Origin of the sequence: Ignavibacterium sp. (assembly GCA_032027145.1) — a bacterium.
In the GTDB taxonomy this organism is placed as follows: domain Bacteria; phylum Bacteroidota; class Ignavibacteria; order Ignavibacteriales; family Ignavibacteriaceae; genus IGN3.
On the sequence record JAVSMP010000001.1, the window covers coordinates 3,197,975 to 3,224,361 of the forward strand.

Here is a 26,387-nt window from a genome sequence, read left to right on the forward strand (position 1 = left end):
TATTTAAAGATATAAAAAAAGCTGACACTTTGCTTAAAATATTTTATACAAATAGAAAGCGAGCTGTCTAAGCTCGCTTTAATTTTTTTAAATGTATATACTATCTCTTTTCAGAAAGTATGAATGAACAAATATTATTTCATCAACATCATCTTACGCACTGCTTTAAAATCACCAGCTTCAATTGAATAGAAATATATTCCGCTAGACAGTGATGAAGCATCAAATTTTAATTCATAACTTCCTGCTGTTTGATTTGTATTCACTAAAGTTGCTACTTTTTCGCCAAGCAGATTGAATACTGATATTTTTACCAGTCCATCTTTAGCTATGGAATAATTTATCATTGTTGACGGATTAAATGGATTTGGATAGTTCTGTTCCAAACTGAATTGTAATGGAGCAGTTATATCTACATTAACCACTTGTGAGTAAGAAAATGATCCGTCAAAATCTATTTGCTTTAGTCTGTACGAATAACTTCCAACTTTAAGATTGTTATCAATAAATGAATATGATTTTGGATCTGTTGTTGTACCAAAGCCTGCAACAAAACCAATATTGTTCCATTCACTGTTATTGGATTTTCGCTGAATTTCGAAACCACTGTTATTTAATTCAGTTGCGGTATTCCAAATCAGATTTACTGAGTTACCAGCTGATACAGCATTAAATGAAGTAAGCTCAACAGGAATAATATCTCTGAATAAATATGCGACTGTATTTTCTATCAGATTTGCAGCAACTGTTTGATTTGCTATTTGTGATACTGCAAATGTAAAGAATATATTTCTGCATTTTGATGTGTCATTACCAGGGCTATGAATAATAATACCAGCATTGGAAGCAGTACCGCCTGTCCAGTTTGCTATTCTGCTGACACCAATTTTATTCAACAAAGTAACTTCATCTCTTGTCCCCCAGCCATTAGTGCCTCCGTTATTAACCGCAATGGGACCAGTAATAGCATTTGGCATAGTGAATATTGAATGAGTTGTTGTTACAATCTGAATACTTGCACCACTGCGATCACTAACCCAGGTACTATCATTTAATACATTCCTTCTGAAAAGCGGGTCAAGATCAGTTGTATTTCCTGATTTTCTATATATGTAACCGACTTCACCGCCATCAACTAATGTTTTACCACCTGCCAAAGTCCAGTTTGTAATTGCAGTTCTCTTTGTTTGATTATTGAACATAGTTCCTTCATTTAACCCGGCTGATAAAATAACAAGATCATAGTTATTCAAATCTGCTGGATTAAACGCACTGAAAGTAACTTGTTCAGCCAGATAACCAGCATCATTTAATGTATTAGTAAACAATGTTGCTGATGCACCTAGCGGAGTTAAAAAATCTGCTTCGTGAAATTCTTTATCAGGTGAAATTCTGTTTTCGTAAGTAGCGTCATCATCAATTACCAGTACTAAGCCTATTACATCAGTTATATTAAATGAATGATATCCAGATGCGGGATGATAACCAACATTACTTTGAGCTGAATTATCAGTTGCCTTAATTCTGTATTCAACAAAATCACCAATATTAACTGTTCCGGTAAAGGTACCTTTATAAGTATTGTTATTTACAAGGTTCATAGTTACAGTAGTAATTGAACCATTATTAATTCTAAATTCACAAACAACAGATCCAACGCCAATATTATCAGTAATATTTGCTGTAATATCTAACGGCCATCTTTGTTTTGGTGTATTATCTAATGCAGTATGTGTAATTGCAGGAGGAACTAAATCTGTTGCTGCTTCGAATGAATATAAATTTGAAGGAGCATTTAATGGACTTGTAGATTTTCTTCCGAGTATATCCTGTGCTTTTATGTAATATCTGTACAGACCTGCACCTGAACCAACGATATCTGCTGTATAGTTGCTGCCGCTTGTATTTGTCAGCATAACACTGTCGGTTATTGACGGATTATCTTTTGACCAGAATAACTTCAGACTTGATGGATCTACTGTTGAAGAAGCTGAAGTAATTGAACAGTTAATGGTGTAATTACCTGTGATCTGTTCTGTGTTTTCTAATGGTACGTGCTCAATTACAGGTCCCATTAAGTTTAATGTCTCAAGTAATACTTTATAAGCATTCACTTTTCCATAACCCATCTCATTATTCCATCTGGAAAGATTTCTAGGCCCCACTTGTGTATATGAATAAGAACCAACTCTGTCTGCTGTTCTGTCTATTCTTACTCTTACAGAATCCCATCTTAAATTTGGATCTACTGATAGTATTAAAGCACATACACCTGCTGTATTAGGTGTTGCACTTGAGGTCCCATTAAACTCCGGATCATAGTCTCCGCTTGTAAATCCGCCACTACCTGTTATATCTGTTGCATATATTTTTACACAGGGCGCCACGATATCCAAATTAGAACCATAACTTGCACCCCAAAAACTTTCGTTATCACAACTGCTAAATGATTTACGCTGATTACAAGGACTTATTCCACCAACGACTAAAACATTAGGATTTGTATTTGCCGGAAATCTCATCGCTCCATTTTCATTACCTGATGCAACTACAAACAAAGACCCCTTGCCGCCTCTGCCTAAGTTCTTTGCATCTGCTATTGCATTATCCAATGCTGAACTCGCACCATTCTGAAAACCCCAGGAGTTACTGATTACCCAGGCACCTGCCTGATAAGAATAAACAGTTGCATTTGTTGCTCCGGCATAGTCACCACCTCCCTGTGAATTCATCCACTTTACAGGTAACATTTTACAAAGAGGTGCGATGCCTGATATACCAATTCCATTATTACCTACTGCAGCTATTATTCCCGCACAACTTGTGCCGTGCCCCATATCATCAAAACCACCGATAGTGTTATTGTAAAAATTTCTTCCTGTACCGGGGATGAAATTAGCTGCAAGATCTACGTGCAATGTATCGCAGCCTGTATCGCTTACTGATATAATTACATCTGGATTTCCAAGAGAAATATTCCAGGCACTATCTACATTCATATCACAGCCAGGTGTGCCTACTATTCCTGTTGGAATATTGAGACCTGTGTTTCTAATCGACCACTGACTAGTTACAAGCGGATCGTTTGGCATATAGGTAATCAGGTTTGTAAAAAATAAGTTTGGCTCAGACCAGTTTACCATACCGCTCTCATATAGTGCATTTGCTGCTGAAATTGGAAAATCTGAAACTGAGGTTTGTAGTTTATAGCTCTTGCCGCCTTCAAGCTTAAGCTCTTCTAATACTTTTAGATTATTTGATCTCAGATAATCTGATATCTGATTTGATGAATATTCAGGTTTGAATTGAACCAAAATTTCATCCTGAACTCCTATCAGTGTCTTACCTTCATCGGGAGAAAACACTATTGAAGCATATTTAATCTCCGGATTTTGTCTAAGCTTTCCTAAGAGTGAACTAACTTCAGTGTTTGTCAAAGGATTGTTAAGCAGAACAAAATCTTTTCTATCCTTTACATTAAAATCTGCTCCGGATTTGATTTCAGGAAAAGATGAAATTAATTTTATGAATGAAGATGCTGTTACATTTTCATTCAATATAATAAACACAGCATCAGATTTTTGTGTTAGCTTAAAAGGTTTACCCTGATAATAATAGAAGTCAACAAATTCTTCATTACTGAATTTGAAGCCTAGTACTATTCCTACAAACAAAAATAGAAACAGTAGTTTAACACGTAAAGACTTTCTTTTCATATTGGTCCTTATTTATATAGTGATTAATGTTGATTAAATACTTAAAAACTTGGGGGATAATAAGTAAAAAGGTTAAGGAAATTATTAAACCGGATAATGTATATGAAAACAATAATAACCTGATTAGTTAAAGAAAAACAATTTCAATTTCGCAACTGAAACTATAATCATTTTATAAAAGATACAAGAAAATAAATTAAAAGATTATTTTCTTTTAATTCAAACACGGCGATAGTTTGTTAAGAATAAGTACTATTAGTTCAGCTCAATGTTGTTAAGTAAAAATTCTAATATTTATTCATTATGGTATTTTAACTATAACAATTCCTTCCTGCTGATCAGCTACATACACATACTGATCTTCAACATAAATTCCCATAGCATATTTAGTAGTTACTGCTGCAATACGTTTTGGCTTTGATAAATCTGATACATCAATTATTTGAAGCCCTCTTGTTTCAGTTGTTATGAAGATTTTATCGTCTTTATATGCCAGTTCTTTTGCATATCCGCCAGTATTAAACACACTAAGTACTTTTAAATTTAACGTATCAGCATAATCAATAATTACCAAGCCTCCTGTTCCACAAGCTAAAAATGCAACTGGTTTAGAAGGATGAGTTATCACATCTACAGCATAACCCGGTGTATCAAGCCAGCCCGCAACAGAATAAAGCCCAAATCCATCCTGAAAATCAGAAATGTCCATCATAGCAAAACCAAGCTCACCACACGCAACAAGCAAGTATTTATCATCATCAGTAGTAATAAGGCTTTGTGCATAACCTGGAGTAAAAGTTGTTGTTCTAACATCTGGACTATTGGGAAAGCTGATTTCAGCAATATTAAATCCAAGCTCACTTACAGCAGTAAAAAGATAATCATCTTTAACAAACAGGTTTTTTGCAGGTTTCATTGGCAGATTGTTACCTGTTACAACCGGATTGCCAGGATCAGAAACATCAACCACCGATACACCAAAGTTACCTGCTGCTATAAATACAACACTATCTTTGCCGGCAATTTTGTATGAATATCCGCGCAAAGATGAAATTACTTCTGAGACGAGTTTGGGTTTTGAAGGATCTTTGATATTAACTATTACTAATCCTCCTTCGCCCTGAGCAACAAATAATAATGAGTCTTCTTTGATTATATCCTGGGCATAGCCTGATGTTACAAATTTGCTGACTATTTCATACCCGTTATTATTATCTGTAAATACTTCTGGTTCATTTGGCGAACCACAACTGATAATAAAAAAAATTGTAGAAATTAAAAGCAGTAATACTGTTCTCATCTTATTAACCTTCTGTACTTTTTTTAAAATTGAAGTTTATATAACACACTGACACCACACTTAGCCTGATCATAATCTTTTTCATCCGATATAAATTCGTTATTTGTGATGTTTGAACTTTGAGCATTTCTGAAAGCATAATTAAAATATAAACCTGTAGTCAGATTTTTTAATATTGCAAAATCATATTTTAATCCTATACGATAGCTTAAATCATTTCTGCCGCTATGCAGCTGATCTTCCGTTACAGTTTTATCAGTTAAATAATATCGTCTGAATAATTCAACAGAAAAATTAATTTTATTATCAAGGTTAAATATTCGGGGCATTTTATAAGCTGCGCCAAGGGATATATTATGTTCATTATAAGTTGCATCAGCATCATCAGAAGTTAATTTATCTTCGCCCAGTTCATCAAATCCTTTTGCATTTGATCTGACAAACTTATAAGCAGCATCAAGAGATAATTGTGGACTTAAATTATGAGATACTCTTACACCTGTTAAATAATTATCGCTGTCATATTCAGTAAAATGTTTGTTGTAATAATACTTCATCAAAGAAAAATAAACCCTTACACGAGTGTTTGTATTAAAGTTGTGCTGAAGCCAGAAACTAAAATCATTTTTAGAAAATGTATAAGGCTGAAATGTAATCGGAGTATAACCATACATTTTTACCCAATCATTATCTCTAAAGTGTGCAACGTAAAATTCAGGTAAATATGAATAAGAAAACATCAAACTTGTCTTTTGTGTTATATACTGCTGATACATTAAGTCTATCTGATACCAGGTTTTAATTGTATTGAATGTATATTGGTTATAATTAATTCTTGCTGTAAAAACTGATAGCATATTTTTTATAAATCTTTCTGAGTATGATATGCGTGCAGTATAATCCATTACCAGATCATCATATTTTTTTATATGAAATCTGCCCTTGTCTTCATTGTTTTTAAATCTCTGAAGATATTTATCAGAATAACGTAATGCATTATTATCATAGCCTGACTGCATTGATAATTCCATCGACCATCTTTTGCTTGTTTTAACTTTTTTCTTTTGCGCAATAACCGGATTGTTAATTGTTATCATTAAAATAATTAAAACTAAAAATCTTATACTTATTAATTGAACAGGAAAGCTTTTCATAATCATTCCTTAAATTCATTTTTAATATCTTTTTTAGGAAATAAAATTCTGCATAGCAAAGAGCATTTATTTTTATCGAGCAGATTTAATTGATAAGAATGGCTTCCTTTGGGAACATCAATTACAATTTCATTTGCTTTGCCGGGTATTTTTGTGTTTTCGTGCATGTATTTTGCTGTTTGTGAACGAACGCTGCTTAATTGATAAGTATTTTTGACTTTCGAATCTTCTTTTATTTGAAGTCTGTAATCAGTTCTTCCTTTCATCGAATAATCATTTTCAACACGAAGAAGGAATTTCAATTTAGATGGACCTGTTATTTTTAACTTAACAGGTTTTTCATCAGTAAACCGGTAATATAAAACTTCATCTTCATTACTGATAAGGTTAACAGGTTCATTATTAGAAGTTGGAGTTAGTGAAACCCAGCTTTTTTTCTTTGTCTCTTTTTGTATGAAAATAAACCTTGCTGCAACTTTTGGATCAGATGATTCTAACCAAACTTTTATATTATGCTCGCCTGCACCAAGTTTAAATGAAATAATTCCTTCATCTCCAGGAATGCCAAGTGACTGATTTTTATAAATTGCTTTCAATGATCTTTTAATCCCGTCGAATTCAATTTTATTTTTTTTACCCCCGTCAACACGATAACCAATAATATACTTGATGTCATTGGGTTCTGAGTTAGTGAATCTTGCACGGGTGATTATCTTAAACTCACCGGCACCTTTGATAGAAATGATTGCAGCATTCTTACTGGATAATGGATAATACAATCTTTCTTTGCCTGAAACAATCGTTGTAACGGGTTTGGAAGGGTTATCAGGCTTGATTGATTTCCTTTCATTATCAGCCCCATAAAGCAAAATTGATGAAATGAGCAAAAGTAAAGCTGGGTAAAATAATTTCATTTAAACCTCATAATTCTGAGTGACTAAATCTCACCAATATTATTTGTTCTGCTGTGTTTAAATATTTCTACTTGTTCAGTTCCCATTTTATGTCTTTTTTGTTCTAACATAAATACAGTAACGATAAGCACAATTAATATTGATGTAACAATGATTGTAAGCAGAACATTATATTGTTTTTTTACAAACACCTCTCCGCTGCCAGGAAGTGGAATTGGCTTAGGGCTTACAGGTAAACCATATTTTTCTGCAAGTTGATTAACATTTAAAAGATGTATTACTGGAATTTTTTTATCTGCCATTTTAAGTAATACACCTGCAGATGGATAATTTTTAACAGGTAATGATTTAATCAATCCGGATGGAATAAATTGCGTGTTCTCAATTGACCCTAAACTTGCTATTCCGCCGCCAACATTAATAAATGCTTTGATTGATTTACTATCAGCATATTTTTTATATATCTCCATTCTTTTTTCAATACTTCTTTCCAGATACTCTTCATTAATAAACAAAACATTATTCCTTTTTATAGCTGCATAAATTAAATCACGCCCTTCTGGACTAAGCCCTCTGCCTCTGTCAAGTCCGCCACCAATTGAAGCAGCAATAGATTTATATTTAAATATCCCGGCATCAAAAAGAATTCTTTCCATATCAAGCCAAGTAAAATCCGGGTTATTGGCTCCCCAGTTGGAAGAACCTACCGAAGTGATAATGATTGGATTAAGTTTTAATGTTTGAAGAGCAGAAATAACACATACATTTAAACCTGGAATTGATCCTGTAAATGCAACAGCAACATTATCGCCCTGCATAATATCAGCTTCATTTAACATCTCAACAATAACAGCAGCAAAGTTTGGGTTTAATGCTGTTAATTTGGCTTCGATATATCCTCTGTCGGTTGTAATCGGAGTTATATCCTGACCTATCAGTGCAGTTTCATTAGGGTCATTGATTGCATCAATAAACACTCCTTTTTGCAAATGATAATTCTTCAGATAATCAAAAGAACTTTTTGCAAGTTGTGATGCTTCTAATTTCTGATCGTACCACTTTCTCTTAAAATCAACTTTATAATGCTCAACTACTATAAAAGCAACAAGAGAAAAAACTGTTAATACTGTTAATACACGTTTAGATTTTGCACTGAACTGATACATTATTTAATAATCCTGTATGAGATTTATTATGCCGGGAATAGCTCACCGTTAAATAAAATAATAACAATTAGCCGAACCAGAACTGAAGTAATAAGTAAAACACAAATCGTTCTGAAGATACCCTGTTTAGCAAACCAATGTGCAATCAATCCGGGAATAACCCACCCGACTGCCTGTAACTGAATGGTACTGGCTGTAAGATCAATAGCTAAAAAATATCTTGAAGCATTGGCAAGCAAGCAACCAATTAATAAACTCAAAACCATTTGACGTCTTCCATATAGAAAAGTATAGCTGCCAAGCAACTTAATTACTGCAAATGTTACCAGACTAACTATAATTGTTCCAAGCAGTCTATCAGGCTGCGAGAGCTGCAAAGAAATATATCCGGGGACAACAATGCCGCCGGCAGCCAAGCCAAATATTTCATAAGATATTAAACTGAAAACCAATCCAATTGTAACGGCTAACTCTATCATTTAATTACTCCGGTTTTCTATTGCTAAACTTTTATTAAAAAAATATTCTACAACAGGATTTCCCATTCCGCCAACATTTCCAATTGCCAAAACAGTTGATATGTCTTTTGTAAGATTGATAATTGAATTGAAAACATTTTCCGGTTCAGTCCAGCCAAGATTTACAATTTTATCTTTTTCAAATCCAAAATCTTTTGTTAAAGATTCAACTACATCAGTTGACTGCCCTATTAGGATTAGTAAATCTGTATCATTGTTAATCTCTTTACCAACCATTTCAGCTAATTGTTTTGCACGATCCAATCTATCCTGCCTTGTATTAAGCAGCAGAATTTTATTACCTACAAATCTTTTCTCTGCTTCAAGTTTTTGCCAGATCATTAAAGTGGATTGCGGATCATTTGCTGCAAATCCATTATAAAAAATAATTTCTTTGCCTGAATCGGAAATATTATAACGGACCAAAGCACCTGAATCCGGATTAGCTTTATACATTCCTTTAAGTGCGGTTGATCGTTCTATGCCAAGGTGTTTGCATATTAAAAGAACCAGGGCAACATTTTCTTTATGCTCAATATATTTGAAATGACTCATTTCTTCATCTGTAACATCATCAACATTTGAAAAATGTATTGAACACTTTTTATCGTTTGAAATTTTTCTTAATACATCGGGGATCTGGTTTTCGGCAGTAAATAAATGCTGTTTGCCTGGGATAGTTCTGCCCAGCACATTAGCAATTTCAGTAAGAGTATAACCCATTATATCTACATGATCGAGTCTGATATTTGTAATAACACCAATTGTAGCATGGATCATTTTCTCTTCAGTAATTGATTGATACTGGGGTTCAAGCGCCATACACTCTATAACAAGTGCTTCTGCTTTTCTTTTAAAAGCAAATTTTACAATATCAAGCTGTTCAATGATATTGGCATTGGCTTTTCTGAATATTGAAACTTCTGTTCCATCTTCAAGAATCAATCGTGGATAAGTTCCAGTAACTTTAGTAATAGTTCTTATGCCTCCCTCAGTCAAAGCAGCGCCAATTAAACGAGTAACACTTGATTTACCTCTTGTACCATTGACGTGAATCCTGATAGGGATTGAATATATTCTCTTTTGATGCAGATGAAATTCAATGATGCCTAACACAGAAACTGTAAGGACCATTATGAGCAGCAGAAGAAATATATACATAATAATATTTAAAATATTTTAAGTAAAAACATCTGTCAGCAAAAAATAAAAACTACTGTTATCATCAATTAAGAACTAAGTCCAAACGATAATAACAGTGATGCTTTACTTCAACAAAACAAGTTTTTTTGTTTGAATAAATTTATCAGTAACCAATTGATAGAAATAAACACCGGAGCTTACTTTCATTCCGTAATTATTTGTACCGTCCCATACTACCTCATAGTTTCCGGCTCTTTTATTTGAATTGACAAGCTCTTTAATCATTTCACCATCAACTGTATAAATTCTAACCGCAACAAATCCTTGTTCAGGGAGACTGTACCTGATCCTTGTTTGCGGATTAAAAGGATTAGGATAATTTTGTTCCAGAGAAAAATCAGCAGGTGCAAGGTTATTACCTTTAGTGTCTTCATCAATAAATGTAATCGTCGGAATGTCAGTAGTTATTTTTATTGCGAATTCACTTTCAAGCTCATTTGCGGTTATATCATAACTTTCATTAAACAGATAGAGCAGCCCGATATCCTGGCTGTTGTTTTCCATTCCCACAGTTACACTTGATGGTTCTTCAACATCTTTATATTGTATAAGTATTTCACCATCACCTGTGGAAGTAGGATAATAAACCGGATCAAAAAGGATTATTTCAAATGTTTCAAGTTCATCAGGTTCAGCAAAATGTGGAACTTTGTGCCACTCAACAATAAATCTGTGATTTTCCTGATCGCTATAGTAAAGTAATTTAGCTTCAGCATTAGCAGTATTAGTAAATAAATCGTCCCAATAGGCTGCAATCATATTATTTATATCATCATTAAACGGCAGTATCTGATTTTCAAAAGCAGTTTCTTCACCGCTTCCAAATGCTATCCATCCATCACTACTAATTCTAACCTGATTAAAATTTAGACCATAATACTTAAATGCAAATGGAAGTGTAACTGTCTGCGTAAAATCATTTTTGTTGGCAGGTTTGGGTATTTCTGTACCTATTCCATTAATTTCGACCCAGTTATACTGCGGTGCCTGATGCCATAAGAAATCTTTGTTTGAATATGCATAATATCCGTATGCGTCTGGTCCGGTTGCATCTAATGCAGAAGGCATAGCAATGGGTAAAGTTATATTTTTTTCGATTGAATAGGGATACAAACCATTTTCTGTCTGTAATAAAAGTAAAAAACTGGTTTCATATTGTACCGGACAGCTCTCATCAATTTTAACTTCAAAATAATCTGCATCGTTGAAGGCTGAACTATCTTTAAGCAAAGTTCCAAATGTACCTATTGAATCAATGATGGTTATAAACTGATCAGCTGATCTTAACACTGCATTTACATTAGCAGCAAGATCATCACCTGAGTTTAACAGTTTAACTTTTAATTTTACAGTCTCACCTGGATCCATTCGGAAATTTCTAAGTATATTTCCTTCATCATCTACTACATAGTCTTTGTATTCGAGTTTACAGCCATGAGTAGTTAAATTTAGGAAATATTCCCAACTACTTGTTTCGCTGTAAACAGAAAGTTTCAGAGGAATTGTTGCTCCAATCGGACAATCGGGTTTAATATAAACTATAAACGGCTGACCGACAGCAGAATCTCCTGGTGCAATATTACCAAATAACACTGAGTCAACAGTCTGAACTTCGGCTTTACTTGTTGAATCAGTAATTGTCAATACTGCACTAACATTATTGGAAGTAATTGTTCCCCAATTTTTTAGAGTATATGTTATAGAGCAATGTTCATTTGGATTAACCAACCCATCATTATTGCCGTCAATATCTGTTACATTCGGAATAGAGCCTGGTGTAATATTTTCAGTTCCTGTAACAACTTCAATCAAAGTGCTTTTTGGAATTATAGCTCCGCCGCTAACAGTAATCGTTAAAGTTCCTTCAGCAACTGGAGAACAAGTAATTAAAGCACTGCCTAATGAGTTAGTTTTACCGGTAACAAAAAATGAATTACCTGTAATTGTAACTCTTGCATTTGGAATCTGTAAACCTGTTACTGAATCTTTAACCACAACTTCAATTTGATTTAAACCTACATATATTGTATCAGGGTTAGCAATTGTAATTGGTCTTGGCACCTTTTTCCAAATATGGATAGAAGGATCACCAAGGATACAATAAACTTTAAAGTGATGCGCAACAGCAGTGGTATTACCGAAGATGTTGTACATATTTATCTTGCCTCTTAACAAAGCTTCACCTGGACTATCAAGCCCTTCCTGAAACATACCCATATAAATTCCGAGATCAATTTTATTATTATAAGTAGTATGTGTATTTGAAGTTGGTCCAACAAAAGCAATTGCACCTCTTGGCTGGGTTGCTGTTCCAAGTTCCAACCATTGCTCGCCAAAACAGTTTCCGCTGCCCGAATTAAACATAGCTGTACCACAGCCAATATTTGTAACAAATGTAAGTTTACGTCCGTTATTTATCGAACTAATATTTGTTGTGCGAAAAGGAAAACAATTTTGTGAAGTCCACCATCCATAATCCCAGCCTTGTCCCCGATAGTTTAGAAAACTTCGGCCGTCATTTATAAAATTAATAAGTGTGTTTACATTTCCGGGACAGGGATAACCATCATACATTGAATCTACTTTTGCGAAACTGCCGTATTCCAGCATATACTGAGCAGTGGTTCTTTTAGTTTGTCTTTGAGAAGGATATTGACTATCAGAACAAACTAACGCTTTTTTAAACCAAGTATTATCCTGAATGTAAGGCGTTTTTTCATATCCGATAAATTTGTTTATTAATATCTGAAGAGTACTGGTATTCTGATTGGTAAATCTTCCGATTATCATTTCCGGGAAGAAATCATTACCATCAATCTCAACAAAATAATCTTCGTTAACAAAAGTATAACCATCATATTGTGAAGTATAATTTTTTGTAGGTGCAACACCGGCATCTCCTATAAGCAATATATGTGTTGGGGGTTTCTGCCAGTTATGATAGGCATCAGCAATAAAATTTTTAATAACATCCGGTGTATTTGAAGTAGCACCAATCTCACTGAATTTTTTTACAACTACTTCCATCCCGCTTAAAATCTTCCAATCTTTATATGCAGTAAAAGTATTAACATAAGAATCCGGCATAATACAAAGCATAAGATCATTTGCAGTTTCATCTCCAATTCCGTATCGGCTTCTTATTACTTCATCGTAATTAAAAATCATTGTCTTGTAAATCTTATCAAAAGATGATGCTATTTTCCTTTGAGGTGTTGTTTTAATATTCTCACCTCCACCGGGTAAATAATTTACTTTTACAGTTATTGATGAAAATGCTTCAATTTCATTTTTTGATGGCGAGTATCTAATTGGAAATATTGAAACACGAACTAATCTGAAATCACGAAAAATTACAGGTTCATCAACACTAACAATTTCTGATGGATAAACATTACCGTTTTTATAGAAGTCAGAGTTTTCAATATATTCTGTTTCGGGATTACCTTCCTTCCAACTGTTACGAGCAGGTAAGATATTAAAACCACTGACAACACTTTTAGTTCCTGTCTCTATAACCTCTACACTTACAGAACCATAATCAGGTATAGCAAGAATTTTAGCAATGTGAGGAATTTCCGGCAAACCTACTTCGGTTGTGATTGCTTCGTCTCCAATGTCAATTGAGTAATAGGATTTATCTTTATACATAAAATGATTTAGCATATATCCAGGCAGGTCAACTTTTATGATCGAACTGGCTGCATCACTGCTGATTAGTTGAACTTCCGGATTTGAACCAGGTAAAGAATAATTTTCGATGCTAATCCACTGGGCTTTTATTGGTGTCGTTATCAGGCAGGTTAGAAAAAAAATAAAAAGTAAGTTAAATACTTTCATAGATTCTCCTGATATAATGTTTTAATAAGAGACTAATGCTCAATCATTTACTTTCTGATTCTATAAGAATTTTTTGAATCAAGAATTAAGGAATCAAGAAATTTCTGTCGTAAAAATTAAACGATTCCTTTATTATATCAAATAACTTGAATTAAATAATTACTGGACACATCATTTTTTATTTAGCTGAACTAAGTTTATCAAGGTAAGTATTGGAAGTGAAATTCTCTATACTCAAAACATTAAGCAATGATTAATAAATACTGATGGTTTAATAATGGTTAGATCTTTGGCAAAAGCATAGCATCTTTATAGATCTGATTGATCATTATTATGTTTGCTTTTCTTGGATTTGTACGACCGACAATTTCATCATTTGCTGCTTTTGACAAGACAGGAATATCATTTACATCAACACCCAAATCTTTAAGCCCACCCGGTAAGTTCAATTTTTTAATAAGTTTTATAATGGCAGGAATAACCCTTTGTGCGTTTTCATAATCAGTATGCCAGGAGATTGCAGCCTTCATAGCAGCTGCAACCCTGGCATATTTACTCATGGAGGATACCATGTTAAACTTTACCACAGCAGGTAGTAAAACAGAATTAACAATACCGTGAGGAAATCCATACATTGAAGTTACCGGATGAGAAAGGGCATGCACTAAACCTAATCCTGAATTGTTAAAAGCTATACCAGCTAAGAAAGCACCGTGACACATTTCTGTCCGGGCTTTTAAATTCTGACCATCTTCAAATGCAGCAGGCAGCCATTCATTTATCAGTTGAATTGCTTCAAAAGAAAGAGCATCTGTAATTGGAGTTGAATTATTTGATACAATTGCTTCAATTGCATGAGAAAATGCATCCATACCAGTAGCAGCAGTTAAAGACTTCGGCATTGAAAGAGCAAGTTCTGCATCGTTAATAGATACAGCAGGAGTAATCCGCCAATCAACAATTGTCATTTTGCGACCGCTTAATGATTCAGAAATTACAGTAAATGATGATACCTCACTTCCGGTACCCGAAGTGGTATTGATTGCAATTAACGGCGGAACGTTGTTTAGAGATTTATTAACACCTTCGAACTCTACTATATTCTTTCCGGAAAGGGCTACAAGTGCAATTCCTTTTGCACAGTCAATTGCGCTTCCCCCTCCAATTGCAATTATTATGTTACACTTGTTGCTGTTAAATTCTATTGCACCCTGCATCACCATTTCATCAGTAGGATTTGAACCAGCACCGGAGTATAAACAAGATTTTATCCCATCATTAAAAAGAATTTCTTCGACTTTCTTTCCCAGTTTTTTGCCAAATTCATCGGGTGAAGAAACTATCAGTGCATTTTCTCCTCCGAGAATCTTAGTCCACTCTCCTGTTTTTTTAATACAGCCCGGCTCAATAAGATTAGTAGTCGGTATATGATAAGTTCCTGGCACTTTAATTTATTATTTACTTCTTAAAATTGTTATTTAAACTTTTGCTAATACCTGATATTTTTTTGTCAAAAATTCAAATGTCATAGACATTGCAATAACAAAGAACATATCTGCAATTAAAGTATTAAAGAAAAATGGAATTGCAGCTACATAACAAGTAATCAATCCGCTAAAAGTATGCGGGTATAATATGCCTGCATACCACTCAAAAAAGTTAGTAAGAATAAAAAACAAAGTTGAGGCAGCAATTGACCCTGCAATTAACCATGATACTTTGTTTGACTTCCGAAGCATTATTCCGATACCCACTATAAGCAGGAAACTTATATAAACTGCGGGAATTAAATAATGAAAACCTATTACAGCATCAGTAATAATCATCACAAAAACCGGAACAACAAAAGCCAGCTTTTTATCAGCATAATATTTCCCTCCGAATAATGCTAATGCGGCAATAGGTGCAAAGTTTGGAGGATGCGGAATAAATCTGACAAGTGCGGCAAGTATTATCATAACTGTAATAACCAGAAATCTCGGTTTAATCAAACTCGAAAACATTTTATTTCTCCTTTAAGTTATTAGATTAAATTAAATCCATTGTTTAAGAATTTCTTTCCTTGGAGAAGGAATAACAACTTTGTTAACAAGAAGTCCCTTTTCTTTAATTACATTTACACCAGCATCAACTGCGGCTTTAACAGAGCCAACATCACCGGTTAACATCACATAAGCTTTCCCTCCTATAGCCATTGCAAGATAAACAGTAATTAAACTGACCGGTGCTGCTTTAACTGCTGCATCAGCACATTCTATAATCGAAGCAACTGAAAATGATTCTATAACTCCTAACGCATCTAACTCTTCAATTGCGTTTATTCCATTGATAGCTGGAAAAATTGATGGATGAACATTTGGAATTACAAAATGATCAACAATCTCTTCCTGTGCTAACTCAACACCAGTTTCAACACTTGCATTAACAGCATCAACATCCCCTCCTATTAACACCATATATTTACCAGGGCAAATAGTTCGGTTAATTATCATCTTAACCTGAGCTCTTTTCAACATTGCATCTGATACTTCGATTCCTTTTGCTATACTTGATAATTCAACTAATCCAATTGAAGCTTTCATATTCTTGTAACCTTTAAGAATTATTTGAAGTTATAATAACACAGTTATTTACTATCTCCTTCACTCTGCCATCAATGCTTGAATGAAAAGGAGTAGCTAAAGCATTTCCATTTACTTTACCAATCATCTGTCCTTTTGTAACAACATCACCAGGATTAACACAAGGAACTGCATCTCCGCCAAATGTATTTTTCAATTCTATTTTTACGCTGTTTACAGGTGCTGTTTTTACGAAATCAGCTTTGCGGTCATATTTTTTTATCCCTAATCTTTTATACAAGAAACTAATAGGAATTTCTCTTCCATCTCTAATCGGATGTACATCATTGAATAAAACTTCAAGTTCAGTTTTTGAAAATCCCTTATTTTCTTTTCTCAGTCTCTTTTTAGTATCGGTACAAATGTTTTTTGGATCAAGTTTTTCAGGGCAGGCAAAAAGTGAACATACATTACACTCACAGCAATTTTGAGCCCAATTACTTAATATATCTTTTTCATCGCCAGTCATTTGCAAGCTTCTCATTACTAAATGAGGCTGTATTGGATAACCTAAAATGTAGCGCGGACAAAGTTGAGTACAAATACTGCATTGATCGCAGGCGCTATGACCTATGTTATTATATACTTTAGCCGGAGTGGTTTTTCTTACAACTATACTATGATCTTCGGGAAGAACTATAAGTCCGCTTAATGTCTTTGATACTGATAGAGATAAGTCATTCACAACGCTGCCCATCATAACACCGCCGGTTAAAATAGAAAACCTTTCAACTGCAGCACCGCCGGCAAATTCCAAACATTTTTCATAACTTGTTCCTATGGGAACTTTTATTGTAACAGGATTATTAACTGCACCAGCAATGGTCAGATACTTTTCAGTAACCGGAATATCATTTACCGCATTGGTTATATTAATTATTGATTCAACATTTTCAACTACACAGCCAACCTGTAACGGAATGCCAAGCGGCGGAATTCTTTTACCGGTTACATCATATACCAATATATATTCATCACCTGCAGGATAAACATTTTCCATAATAAATAAATCAATATCATATTTATCTGCTGATGGTTTAAGAATATTAATCAAATCAGAGTTTTTTCTTTTGATAGCAATAGTAGCTTTTGCTGCACCAGTTATACTTTTTGCAATTATCAATCCGGCAATCAGTTTATCAGCCTCCTGCAGCATTACTTCTCTGTCTTTATAAAGCAGTGGTTCACATTCCACACCATTTGCAATTATATGTTCAACATTTGCATCAAGCTTTTTAAAAGCTGGAAATCCTCCGCCGCCAGCTCCAACAACTCCGGCTTGTTTTATTTTATTTAATAACTCTTCTCTGTTCATATTATTTCTACCCGACTAATTTTTTCTATATGATGTTATTGCTAATGGGGTTGAATAAAGAGGATTGCTAGGTAAATATATATTTTTATCAGGGAAAGCATTTTTAAAAACTTCATCAATTCCGGGATAACAACAAGTTCCGCCGGTTAAAAATATATCATTCACTTTGTAATCAGAAATATGATTTTTAACTATGTCAGTCATCTTTTCAAATACAGGCAGTATTATTGGCTTTAGTTTGCCATTAAAATCTTTTCTCTTCATGATTTCAGCATCATCAAAAGATACTTTTTGATTACCGGCAATTGTTAAAGTAAGATGAACCCCGCCTGTTGGTTCATCACCAGAGTAAATAATTTCCTTATCCTTTACAATAGAAATACCTGTCGTACCTCCGCCAATATCAATTACTGCCCCGCTTTCCAGATTAATCAACTTTGCAAAACTTGAAGGTTCATCAACAATCTCGCTTACCTCTAATCCGGCACCTTTAATAACATTAACAGAAATATACGGGTCTGTTCCGGGCGGATAAGATGTATTCACTGATTTGATCTCAACACCTAATTTGTTCTCAGCTTTTTTAATCAGCCTTGATACAATATTTATCGCTTTCCAATAGTCAAGAACAATCCCATCTTTAACTACATCAGCCCATTCAAGAAATGCAGCGGCAACATTATTATTTTCATCCAGAACAACAACTACAACATCAGACGTTCCAAGATCAACTCCAGCTCTGAAAGTAGAATTGAACTTTACTTTAGACTCATCATTTACAATTTCTTCAATTCTTCTGATTTGTGAATTAACAAATTCAAATTTTCCGTTGGCTCTCTCCATTTCAATCAAACAATTCTGAAATGATCAACCAGAGTGCATCTTCTTAACCGCACAAAAGTTTTTGCATTTGTTACACCTTCACCAGTCGGAGTTGAGATCGTCATACTTGTCCATCCTTCACCACCAACACCAAGCCCAGCAAGGCAAGGTCCGTTTTTTACAAACAGGCTTGTATTGATTTCACTTGCCATTCTATGAAGATTATCAATATTTCTTGAGTGCATAGCTGCAGTATGTTTCAATCCATGTTCAAGCTCAATCCCGATATCAATTGCTTCATCAGCATTACGCGCTCTTATCATTGCAATCACCGGCATCATCATTTCAGTCTGCGGAAAAGGATGATCTTTATCAGTTTCTACAAAAAGCAATTTTGTATCTTCAGGAACATTAACTCCAATTGCATCAGCAAGAATCTTAGCATCTTTCCCAACAAATTTTCGGTTCAATACCAGATCATTTGATGGATAATTTTTGAACATCAGTTTTGCTAATTCATATGCCTGAGCAAGGCTGATTTCAACAGCGTTGTGTTTTTTCATTTCACGTTTAAACTCATCAGCAACAGAATCAACTATTACAATTTCTTTTTCATCAACACAAATAATATTGTTATCGAATGACGCTCCGAACACAACTGACTTAGCTGCTTTTGCAATATCTGCAGAATCATCAATCACCACTGGCGGATTACCGGCTCCTGCTGCAATAAGTCTTTTATCAGTTACTTTTTTTGCTGCACTTATAACTGCCTCGCCGCCTGTAATGACAAGTAAATTTATTCCCTGATACTGGAACAGATTATTTGCAACTTCAATACTTGGCTCGGCAACAGTAACCATCAGATTTGCTGGTCCGCCCGCATTTATGACAGCTTCGTTAAGTATTGCAATAGTTCGCTGTGAAGCCGCTTTAGCTGCCGGATGCGGAGAAAATATTATTGAATTACCAGCAGATATCATACTTATACTATTGTTAATAATTGTAGCAGTTGGGTTGGTTGAAGGAGTAACTGAAGCAATAACGCCCCAGGGTGCATTTTCAACTAATGTTAATCCGCGATCTCCTGATAGTGCCTGAGGTTCTAAAATCTCAGGACCCGGAGTTTGATTTGCCACAAGTAGATTTTTACTTATTTTATCAGACACTCTACCCATTCCGGTTTCTCTTACTGCTATTTCAGCTAGTTCTTGCGAGTGTTTTATAGACGCTTCTCTAATTGTCTTGATAATTTTATGGCGCAACTCCAGGTTCCTGATTTTCTTTTGAGCATTACTTGCTTCGTAAAACGCTTCTTCAAGAGTTTCAAAAATTCCTATCGGCAGTTTTCCTTTTTTATCATAACCAGGTGATTCTTTTAATCTTCGAAGTACACCTTCAACAATAAGGTTTACATCTTGCTTAGTAAGTTCCATTATTTATTCCTTTAGAATAGGTTCATTTTTAATATACACTACCTTACCGTTTGAACGGATATTATCAACTATCCCTACAACATTTAAATCGACAGATGATTTATTGGATAGAGAGACTCTTGCTGAACTTCCCCGGACGAGTAATACAATCTCCTCTTCACCGGCACCAATTGTATCAAGTGCTACCTGAGGATTTCCGACTGCAATACCGTTTTCATCAATAGATTTTACCAGCAAGAGTTTTCCTGCTCCAAGATTTTCTATCTTAACTGTTGCAACAACATTTCCTATTACTTTAGCTAATTCCATAGCATTACCTACACTTTCTTACCGAAGTAATATTATTAAACACTTAAATTAAAACAGATATTCTGTTATAATTATTCTATTGGAGTTTTAACAGATATTTTAAAAATATCTTCAAGATCTCCGTGAGGTCTTGGTATTACATGAACAGCAACAAGCTCTCCGATTCTTTGAGCAGCAGCTGCACCTGCATCTGTAGCAGCTTTACAAGCGGCAACATCACCTCTTACTAATGCTGTAACAAATCCGCCGCCAATCTGTTGGTAGCCGACTAATTTAACTCTTGCAGCTTTTACCATTGCATCTGATGCTTCGATTAAACCAACAAGACCTTTTGTTTCTATCATTCCTAAAGCTTCCATTGTGTTTCCCTTTCTATTAATAATTTATTTTTATTATAATTTAATTGAATAAACGTCTTCAAGATCTCCGTGAGGTCTTGGTATTACATGAACAGCAACAAGCTCTCCGATTCTTTGAGCAGCAGCCGCGCCTGCATCTGTAGCAGCTTTACAAGCGGCAACATCACCTCTTACCAGTGCTGTAACATAACCACCGCCTATTTTCTGCCATCCGACAAGTTTAACTCTTGCGGCTTTTACCATTGCATCAGAAGCTTCTATCAACGAAACCAATCCTCTGGTTTCAATCATTCCTAATGCTTCCATTTTATCTCCTGTTTTATTGTGAAATAATAATAATTTAATTTTCAATACATGAAGCGATAACAGTGGTATTAACAATATCCTGCCAGCTGCATCCACGTGAAAGATCATGCATTTGTTTTTGAAGTCCTTGTATAAAAGGACCTAATGCCAAATAATTACCAAGTCTTTCTGCAATTTTATAACCGATGTTACCTGCCTCCAAAGATGGAAATACAAACACATTTGCATCTCCTTTAATTCTTGAATCGAGAGCTTTCTTTTTTCCAACTTCCGGAACCAAAGCTGCGTCAAACTGAAGTTCACCATCAAAGATCATATCAGGATATTTTGATGATAACAATTTTACTGCGTTTTTAATTTTTTCTGTTGATGGATGGTCAGCACTCCCTTTTGTTGAAAACGACAGCAATGCAGTTTTGGGTATATTGCAAGTAATACTTTTATAATTCATAGCTGATGAATATGCAATATCAGCTAACTGATCGCTTGTTGGCTCAGGAATTACGGCGCAATCTGAAAATGAATAAATAGTATTTCCATCAGGACTAATCATTAAAAAGAAACTCGATACCGTCTTTATTCCATCTGGCATTCCGATTATCTGAATGGCTGATTTTAATACATTTGCAGTTGTTGAAAGATTTCCTGCAATACAAATATCAGCACTCTTTTTTCTAACAAGCATTGCGGCATAATTAACTGGTTCCAGAATTAATTTTTCCGCTTCTTCAAGTGTCATTCCTTTATGTTTTCTAAGTTCATAAAAGGTAGAAGCAAAACTTTTAATGTCAGGACATTGTGCCGGACTATTAATGTTTATACCCTTTGTTGAAATCCTGTATTCATCAGCTAAATCTCTTATTTCAAAAGGACCGCCGATTAATACCGGAACTGCCAAGCCTTCATCAGCTAAATATCTGGCAGCTTTAAACACACGCTCATCCTTTGAGTCAGGAAACACAACTCGTTTAGGATTTTCTTTAATCTTTAGTTTACAAGTTTCTATTAAATTCATTTTATCTCTTCAATTACCTGGTCTAATTTTTTTCCTTTATCTGAAACAAGAATCATAATCATAACAATATATAAAGCGCTGCTTAATCTGTTAAGCGCTCTCATAATATCCGGTCTTAAAACATTTAATGAAGAATCTATATACAAGTTTGCTGCAATCAACTCTGCTTCTCTAACCATTGATCTGAGATAATTTAACAATGCGATCCACTTGCCATGGCTTAACTCTGGAACAATATGATCGTGCCCCAGATATTTTAACGGGTTATGAGATATTTTCCTGATTGCATCATCCGAAAAATCGCCCATAAATATCGGGTCAATATTCTCATCTTTAACTTCAGCTTTAAGTACATTACCCATATTAGATCTTATGTCAGCAAGAAATCTTTTGATGATCTCAGGTCCGTCATAATTAACAAATTCATTTTGCACCAGCACAGCATAAGAAATCATACTATCCAGTTTACCTCTGAAGGCAATCCGTGGATGATTTTTTGGCACCAGATGGTTTGAATCCAGCCAGGTCAATACATCTGATTTTGTTTCAATTTTGTTATTGCACAAACCACAATAAAGAGCATCCGGTCTCTGATCAGAAGTTGTAAGCGGATGAACCTTCTTTTCTTTACCAGTATCATCACCAAAGCTATTTTTAACAAAAACTTTCCCCTGCTCATCAATATATTTAACTGATATTTTTCTATCACTTAGGTATTGAGAAGCTGATGGTGTCAGTCTTGTATTATAAGGCAAATGAATTTCAGTGCCCCAGGTAAGACTGAATTTTTCTCTAAGTTCTGTTTCTGTTAAGAATTTATCATTCATATAATTCTCAAACTATGCAGACCAGTTAGCCGGATAAGTTACATACATAATTTTAGTATAACTTGGAGTGCCAAATATTATTTTACTTCCTTTTGGTATGTAAAAAATATCACCTTGCTTTCCGGAAAACACCTGTCCATCAATTGTAATCTCTAATTCACCTTCAATAACATAATCAACTTCATCATAAGTTAATTCCCATGGAAAGGAATCTTCTTTTTTCCAGGACATAATTCCTGCAGACATAGGAGATCCATCCTGATAGGTAATCACATCCAGCAGATTTACATTCTTATCTTTACCTGCATCTTCAAATCTTTTTAATTTTATCGAGTTACCCTTAATCACTTTTAATCCGTTAGATGCCTTACCTGAAATATATCCGGTATCAACATTACAGGTTGTTGTATTTTCCCTTCCGAGATACTTACATACAATCGCTGTTATTTCATCTTTGCTGTATTCAGAATTACCAAGTTGCGAAATTATTTTATCAACAATAACAGTGATTAACTCATTTGATGTTTTGTCAAAGTCATCAACAGGACTTGCAGAAACAGGGCTGCAAAAATTAAACTTTATATTGTACTTCTGGGCTAAATCTCTTGCTTCAGATGTTATTATAGTATTTTTATCATCTACATAAATGTATTTTAGCCCGTCACTGTGGCATTCTTTAACAATATTGGCAGAGATTAATTTTTTCATGTTTTTCTCATCTATCTAAATTGATAAAAGTATTTTTATTATTCTTTACTAAGAAACTCCCTGAGTTTATCTATTGAGTTTTCAGAATAAATTGAGACTTTAAATATTTCTCCTTCGATCCCAAAATCTCTCAGAATTTCTTCTACAGCATCTATATTTGCATCAGGTAAATCTGTTTTTGAAATTACACCAACTAATCTTTTTGAATTATAAATCTGAAATAAACCATGCGGCAGTTTTCTTTCAATAGAATTTGAAGGATGAACATAAATGATTGTATCAATATCCGACATAGTTTGAATTATTGCCGAGTAAAGTCTTGGACTATCAAAATATTCACCAGGAGTATCAACAGTTTTTTCGTTATGATAAACAAGTGCCTGTGTTTTCAGAGCTTCATCTTCAATACCCAACAACATATTAAACAGTGATGTTTTACCAACACCTACTCCACCTATTAAAATGAAGTTTGTTAATTTGTCAGTCATTATGTTATCGTCAACTTGCATGGTGTATAGTTTAACAATTTTTCTAATTTATCATTTACCATTTTTAATGATTCTTCAACAGCTCCAACAGAGCCGTATATAACAAGTGCACCGGTAAATCTGTCTAAAAAACCTATCTGAACTTCAGCAGCTTTTAATGCAATATCGCCGGCAATAATGGCTGTTTCACCAGGTGTTAATGTCATTATCCCAATTGCATCTACAGCAGGAACACCGATTTTTTTACAAAGCTCCTGCCCAGGATGAGCAATTAAGTGTGCAAGTGTTACCTGCTTGCCGGGAACATATTCCTGAATAATCCTTTCTTTATTAGAAAATAAATTTTCCTGTTCAGACATTAGTAAATCCTCATCAATACTTCTTTTGCAAGATTCATATAATCCAGTGATCCTTTGGCACCGGGAAAATATTCAATTACAGTTTTACCATTATTATATGCTTCTATAAGTTTACTATTAACACTGATTGTACTATCAAATAACTGATCACCAAAGTTTTCTTTTAGTTGATTAAAAACCTCTTCAGATAATTTTATTCTTCTGTCAAAATATGTGGCAAACAGACCCAGTATCTTTAACTCAGAATTAAAATAGCGTTTAACTTTATCAACAAGTTCAATAGTTATATACAAACCGGAAAGAGCACTATATTGCACCTGAGCAGGTATCAGCACATAATCTGATATTGACAATGAATTAAAAACCAGATTACCCATATTTGGCGGGCTGTCAAAAAGAACAAAATCATATTCAGAATCAAAGTAGCTTCTTTGCAGTAATTGTTTTTCTTCTTCATCATTTGCTACTTCCTGATAGAAATCTGATAGAAGTCTTTCAGAGGGAATAACATCAAGGTTCTCTGAGTATTTCTGAGTATAACTTTTCAGGTTTTTATTTTTATCAATTATAAAATCACAGATAGTAAGAAACTTCTTTTTAGTTTTATCAAATCCTAAATGAATAGAAGCCGATGCCGAAGAATCAAGATCAACAAGAAGAACTTTATTCTTAAGCAAAGAGATACAATATGCAAGGTTTACTGCACTTGTAGTCTTTCCTACTCCGCCTTTATTATTTAGAATTACAACTAATTTCATTTCATTATAAAATATTTGTTACCTGCTTTTTCAATCAGATTATCATCAATCATTTTCTTTAGTATTTGTCTTAATTTATCTCTGTCGATTCCGGTTTTTTCAGATAATAAATCAAGTGTCAATCCCTTAGAAGATTTTACCAAATCAAGAATATCCTTTTCTGAATCTTTTTCTGAATCCTTTTTCTTACTAACCGATTTCTTCTTTACAACTGCCTTTTTTGACTCTGATTTAACAGGAATTTTCTCCTCTATCTTCCCAGCTATAAAAAGATTTACTAAATGATCAGTATCTTCAAACGGTCTGGCAATTACATTTGATGATAATAATTCTCCCACTTTCATTGCTGCTTCTTTACCAGCTTCAACTGCTGCTATACAGGAAGCTAAATCTCCTTTAACAACAACAGTTACTAATGCGCCGCCGATTCTAAAATGGTTAATCAGTTTTACTTTGGCAGCTTTTACCATTGCATCAGAAGCTTCAATTGCACCTACAAAAGATCTAGTTTCTATAAAGCCTAAAGATTCACCGTAAATATTTTCTGTTACATCAGCCATTTAAATAATCATTATTTTACATGTAACTTATAACGAATCGGATAATCAGCTACCTCCAGCACTGCTTCCTGAAATGCATCACAAGCTGCTTTACATGCTGCCTGTGTTCCGGTTAATAGTCCACCAGAATAGTTTGTTTCAGATGGCGGAGCAAACCAGGATTTTATTTCAACATTTGCTCTTTTAAGTGCAAGGTCCAGCGCATAGTTAGCTTCTAACGGCGGCGCGATTAAATAAGCTAAAGATTCACCTGGATTTATACCAGCAACCTTTGATAAATATGTTCCGGTCCTGGAAATAAGATGTGGGAAAAATGTAATTGTATTATCTTCATTTGCAGAATACCAGATAGCTTCGTTTTTAATGTATTGAATGGCTGCATTTAATCCTGCTTCAACTTCGCCCGGTGTTGGTCCAGATAACATAGCAATTATTTCACCGGATAGTTTACCTGAAGCGTGTGCTGAACCAGCATAAAACGATTTAGCATAGATAACTTCAACATCAGCCATTTTAGTTGCTTCGTCTATTGCTACATAACAAGCATCATCTATGTCACAAGTAAGAAGACCCAAGCTGCGATGTTCTTGTGGCATGTTAATCTGTTTTGAAAGTCCTGCATCAACTGAAGAAATTAGCCTGACAGCCAAAACGTTTGCTATAATTTGATCTAATTTTGCCATTGCTTTTCCT

25 protein-coding genes are annotated in these 26,387 nt (G+C 34.3%); all 25 read right to left on the minus strand.

The genetic code is table 11. From position 1 onward, the window contains the following. Positions 1-134: 134 nt before the first annotated feature. Entirely contained in the window at positions 135-3,716 is a 3,582-nt protein-coding gene (locus ROY99_13380) for a S8/S53 family peptidase (protein ID MDT3697369.1), read from the minus strand. A gap of 301 nt (positions 3,717-4,017) precedes the next feature. Continuing rightward, positions 4,018-5,016: a hypothetical protein gene (locus ROY99_13385; protein MDT3697370.1), complete on the minus strand. Its 999-nt coding sequence runs from the start codon at positions 5,014-5,016 to the stop codon at positions 4,018-4,020. 23 nt (positions 5,017-5,039) lie between these two features. Beyond that, positions 5,040-6,170, minus strand: coding sequence for an autotransporter outer membrane beta-barrel domain-containing protein (locus ROY99_13390; GenBank protein MDT3697371.1), 1,131 nt, complete (start codon positions 6,168-6,170; stop codon positions 5,040-5,042). Positions 6,171-6,172: 2 nt separating this feature from the next. Further along, positions 6,173-7,084: a hypothetical protein gene (locus ROY99_13395; protein ID MDT3697372.1), complete on the minus strand. Its 912-nt coding sequence runs from the start codon at positions 7,082-7,084 to the stop codon at positions 6,173-6,175. A 23-nt stretch (positions 7,085-7,107) separates the two neighbouring features. After that, on the minus strand, positions 7,108-8,250 hold the full coding sequence (gene pgsW, locus ROY99_13400; protein ID MDT3697373.1) for a poly-gamma-glutamate system protein: 1,143 nt from the start codon (positions 8,248-8,250) through the stop codon (positions 7,108-7,110). 26 nt (positions 8,251-8,276) lie between these two features. After that, positions 8,277-8,729, minus strand: a complete 453-nt coding sequence (gene pgsC / locus ROY99_13405; protein MDT3697374.1) for a poly-gamma-glutamate biosynthesis protein PgsC — start codon at positions 8,727-8,729, stop codon at positions 8,277-8,279. Continuing rightward, positions 8,730-9,929, minus strand: a complete 1,200-nt coding sequence (pgsB, locus tag ROY99_13410) for a poly-gamma-glutamate synthase PgsB (protein MDT3697375.1) — start codon at positions 9,927-9,929, stop codon at positions 8,730-8,732. It lies immediately after the preceding gene. A gap of 105 nt (positions 9,930-10,034) precedes the next feature. Then, complete coding sequence (locus tag ROY99_13415) at positions 10,035-13,811, minus strand: C25 family cysteine peptidase (GenBank protein ID MDT3697376.1); 3,777 nt, start codon at positions 13,809-13,811, stop codon at positions 10,035-10,037. A gap of 281 nt (positions 13,812-14,092) precedes the next feature. Then, positions 14,093-15,256, minus strand: coding sequence for an iron-containing alcohol dehydrogenase (locus ROY99_13420; protein MDT3697377.1), 1,164 nt, complete (start codon positions 15,254-15,256; stop codon positions 14,093-14,095). 33 nt (positions 15,257-15,289) lie between these two features. Continuing rightward, positions 15,290-15,814, minus strand: a complete 525-nt coding sequence (locus ROY99_13425) for a DUF6580 family putative transport protein (GenBank protein ID MDT3697378.1) — start codon at positions 15,812-15,814, stop codon at positions 15,290-15,292. Positions 15,815-15,844: 30 nt separating this feature from the next. Next, the gene (locus tag ROY99_13430) at positions 15,845-16,393 is read right to left on the minus strand and encodes a BMC domain-containing protein (protein ID MDT3697379.1); all 549 of its coding nucleotides are present in this window, start codon (positions 16,391-16,393) and stop codon (positions 15,845-15,847) included. A 13-nt stretch (positions 16,394-16,406) separates the two neighbouring features. Beyond that, the gene (locus ROY99_13435) at positions 16,407-17,747 is read right to left on the minus strand and encodes a 4Fe-4S dicluster domain-containing protein (protein MDT3697380.1); all 1,341 of its coding nucleotides are present in this window, start codon (positions 17,745-17,747) and stop codon (positions 16,407-16,409) included. Positions 17,748-17,762: 15 nt separating this feature from the next. Beyond that, positions 17,763-18,590 (minus strand): ethanolamine utilization protein EutJ, encoded by an 828-nt coding sequence (gene eutJ / locus ROY99_13440; protein ID MDT3697381.1) that lies wholly within the window; start codon positions 18,588-18,590, stop codon positions 17,763-17,765. Positions 18,591-18,595: 5 nt separating this feature from the next. Further along, complete coding sequence (locus ROY99_13445; protein ID MDT3697382.1) at positions 18,596-20,005, minus strand: aldehyde dehydrogenase EutE; 1,410 nt, start codon at positions 20,003-20,005, stop codon at positions 18,596-18,598. 3 nt (positions 20,006-20,008) lie between these two features. Beyond that, positions 20,009-20,314, minus strand: coding sequence for a EutN/CcmL family microcompartment protein (locus ROY99_13450; GenBank protein ID MDT3697383.1), 306 nt, complete (start codon positions 20,312-20,314; stop codon positions 20,009-20,011). A 71-nt stretch (positions 20,315-20,385) separates the two neighbouring features. Further along, positions 20,386-20,673, minus strand: coding sequence for an ethanolamine utilization microcompartment protein EutM (gene eutM / locus ROY99_13455; GenBank protein MDT3697384.1), 288 nt, complete (start codon positions 20,671-20,673; stop codon positions 20,386-20,388). Positions 20,674-20,706: 33 nt separating this feature from the next. After that, positions 20,707-20,979 carry an ethanolamine utilization microcompartment protein EutM gene (eutM, locus tag ROY99_13460; GenBank protein MDT3697385.1) on the minus strand — a complete coding sequence of 91 codons (273 nt, stop codon included), beginning with the start codon at positions 20,977-20,979 and terminating at the stop codon, positions 20,707-20,709. A 34-nt stretch (positions 20,980-21,013) separates the two neighbouring features. Next, positions 21,014-21,994 carry a phosphate acetyltransferase gene (gene pta, locus ROY99_13465; GenBank protein MDT3697386.1) on the minus strand — a complete coding sequence of 327 codons (981 nt, stop codon included), beginning with the start codon at positions 21,992-21,994 and terminating at the stop codon, positions 21,014-21,016. Continuing rightward, a complete protein-coding gene (gene eutT, locus ROY99_13470) occupies positions 21,991-22,821 on the minus strand; it encodes an ethanolamine utilization cob(I)yrinic acid a,c-diamide adenosyltransferase EutT (GenBank protein ID MDT3697387.1) in 831 nt (276 codons plus the stop codon). The genes pta and eutT overlap by 4 nt, the downstream gene beginning before the upstream one ends. Before the next feature lie 12 nt (positions 22,822-22,833). After that, entirely contained in the window at positions 22,834-23,529 is a 696-nt protein-coding gene (locus ROY99_13475) for a cupin domain-containing protein (GenBank protein ID MDT3697388.1), read from the minus strand. Between the two features lie 38 nt (positions 23,530-23,567). Continuing rightward, a complete protein-coding gene (locus ROY99_13480) occupies positions 23,568-24,017 on the minus strand; it encodes a EutP/PduV family microcompartment system protein (protein ID MDT3697389.1) in 450 nt (149 codons plus the stop codon). Then, positions 24,017-24,376 carry an ethanolamine utilization microcompartment protein EutS gene (gene eutS / locus ROY99_13485; protein MDT3697390.1) on the minus strand — a complete coding sequence of 120 codons (360 nt, stop codon included), beginning with the start codon at positions 24,374-24,376 and terminating at the stop codon, positions 24,017-24,019. The genes ROY99_13480 and eutS overlap by 1 nt, the downstream gene beginning before the upstream one ends. After that, positions 24,376-25,134: a ParA family protein gene (locus ROY99_13490; protein MDT3697391.1), complete on the minus strand. Its 759-nt coding sequence runs from the start codon at positions 25,132-25,134 to the stop codon at positions 24,376-24,378. Before ROY99_13490 ends, eutS begins: the two co-directional genes overlap by 1 nt. Continuing rightward, positions 25,131-25,694 carry a BMC domain-containing protein gene (locus ROY99_13495; GenBank protein MDT3697392.1) on the minus strand — a complete coding sequence of 188 codons (564 nt, stop codon included), beginning with the start codon at positions 25,692-25,694 and terminating at the stop codon, positions 25,131-25,133. The genes ROY99_13490 and ROY99_13495 overlap by 4 nt, the downstream gene beginning before the upstream one ends. An 11-nt stretch (positions 25,695-25,705) precedes the next feature. Then, complete coding sequence (gene eutL / locus ROY99_13500) at positions 25,706-26,377, minus strand: ethanolamine utilization microcompartment protein EutL (protein ID MDT3697393.1); 672 nt, start codon at positions 26,375-26,377, stop codon at positions 25,706-25,708. Positions 26,378-26,387: the final 10 nt, after the last annotated feature.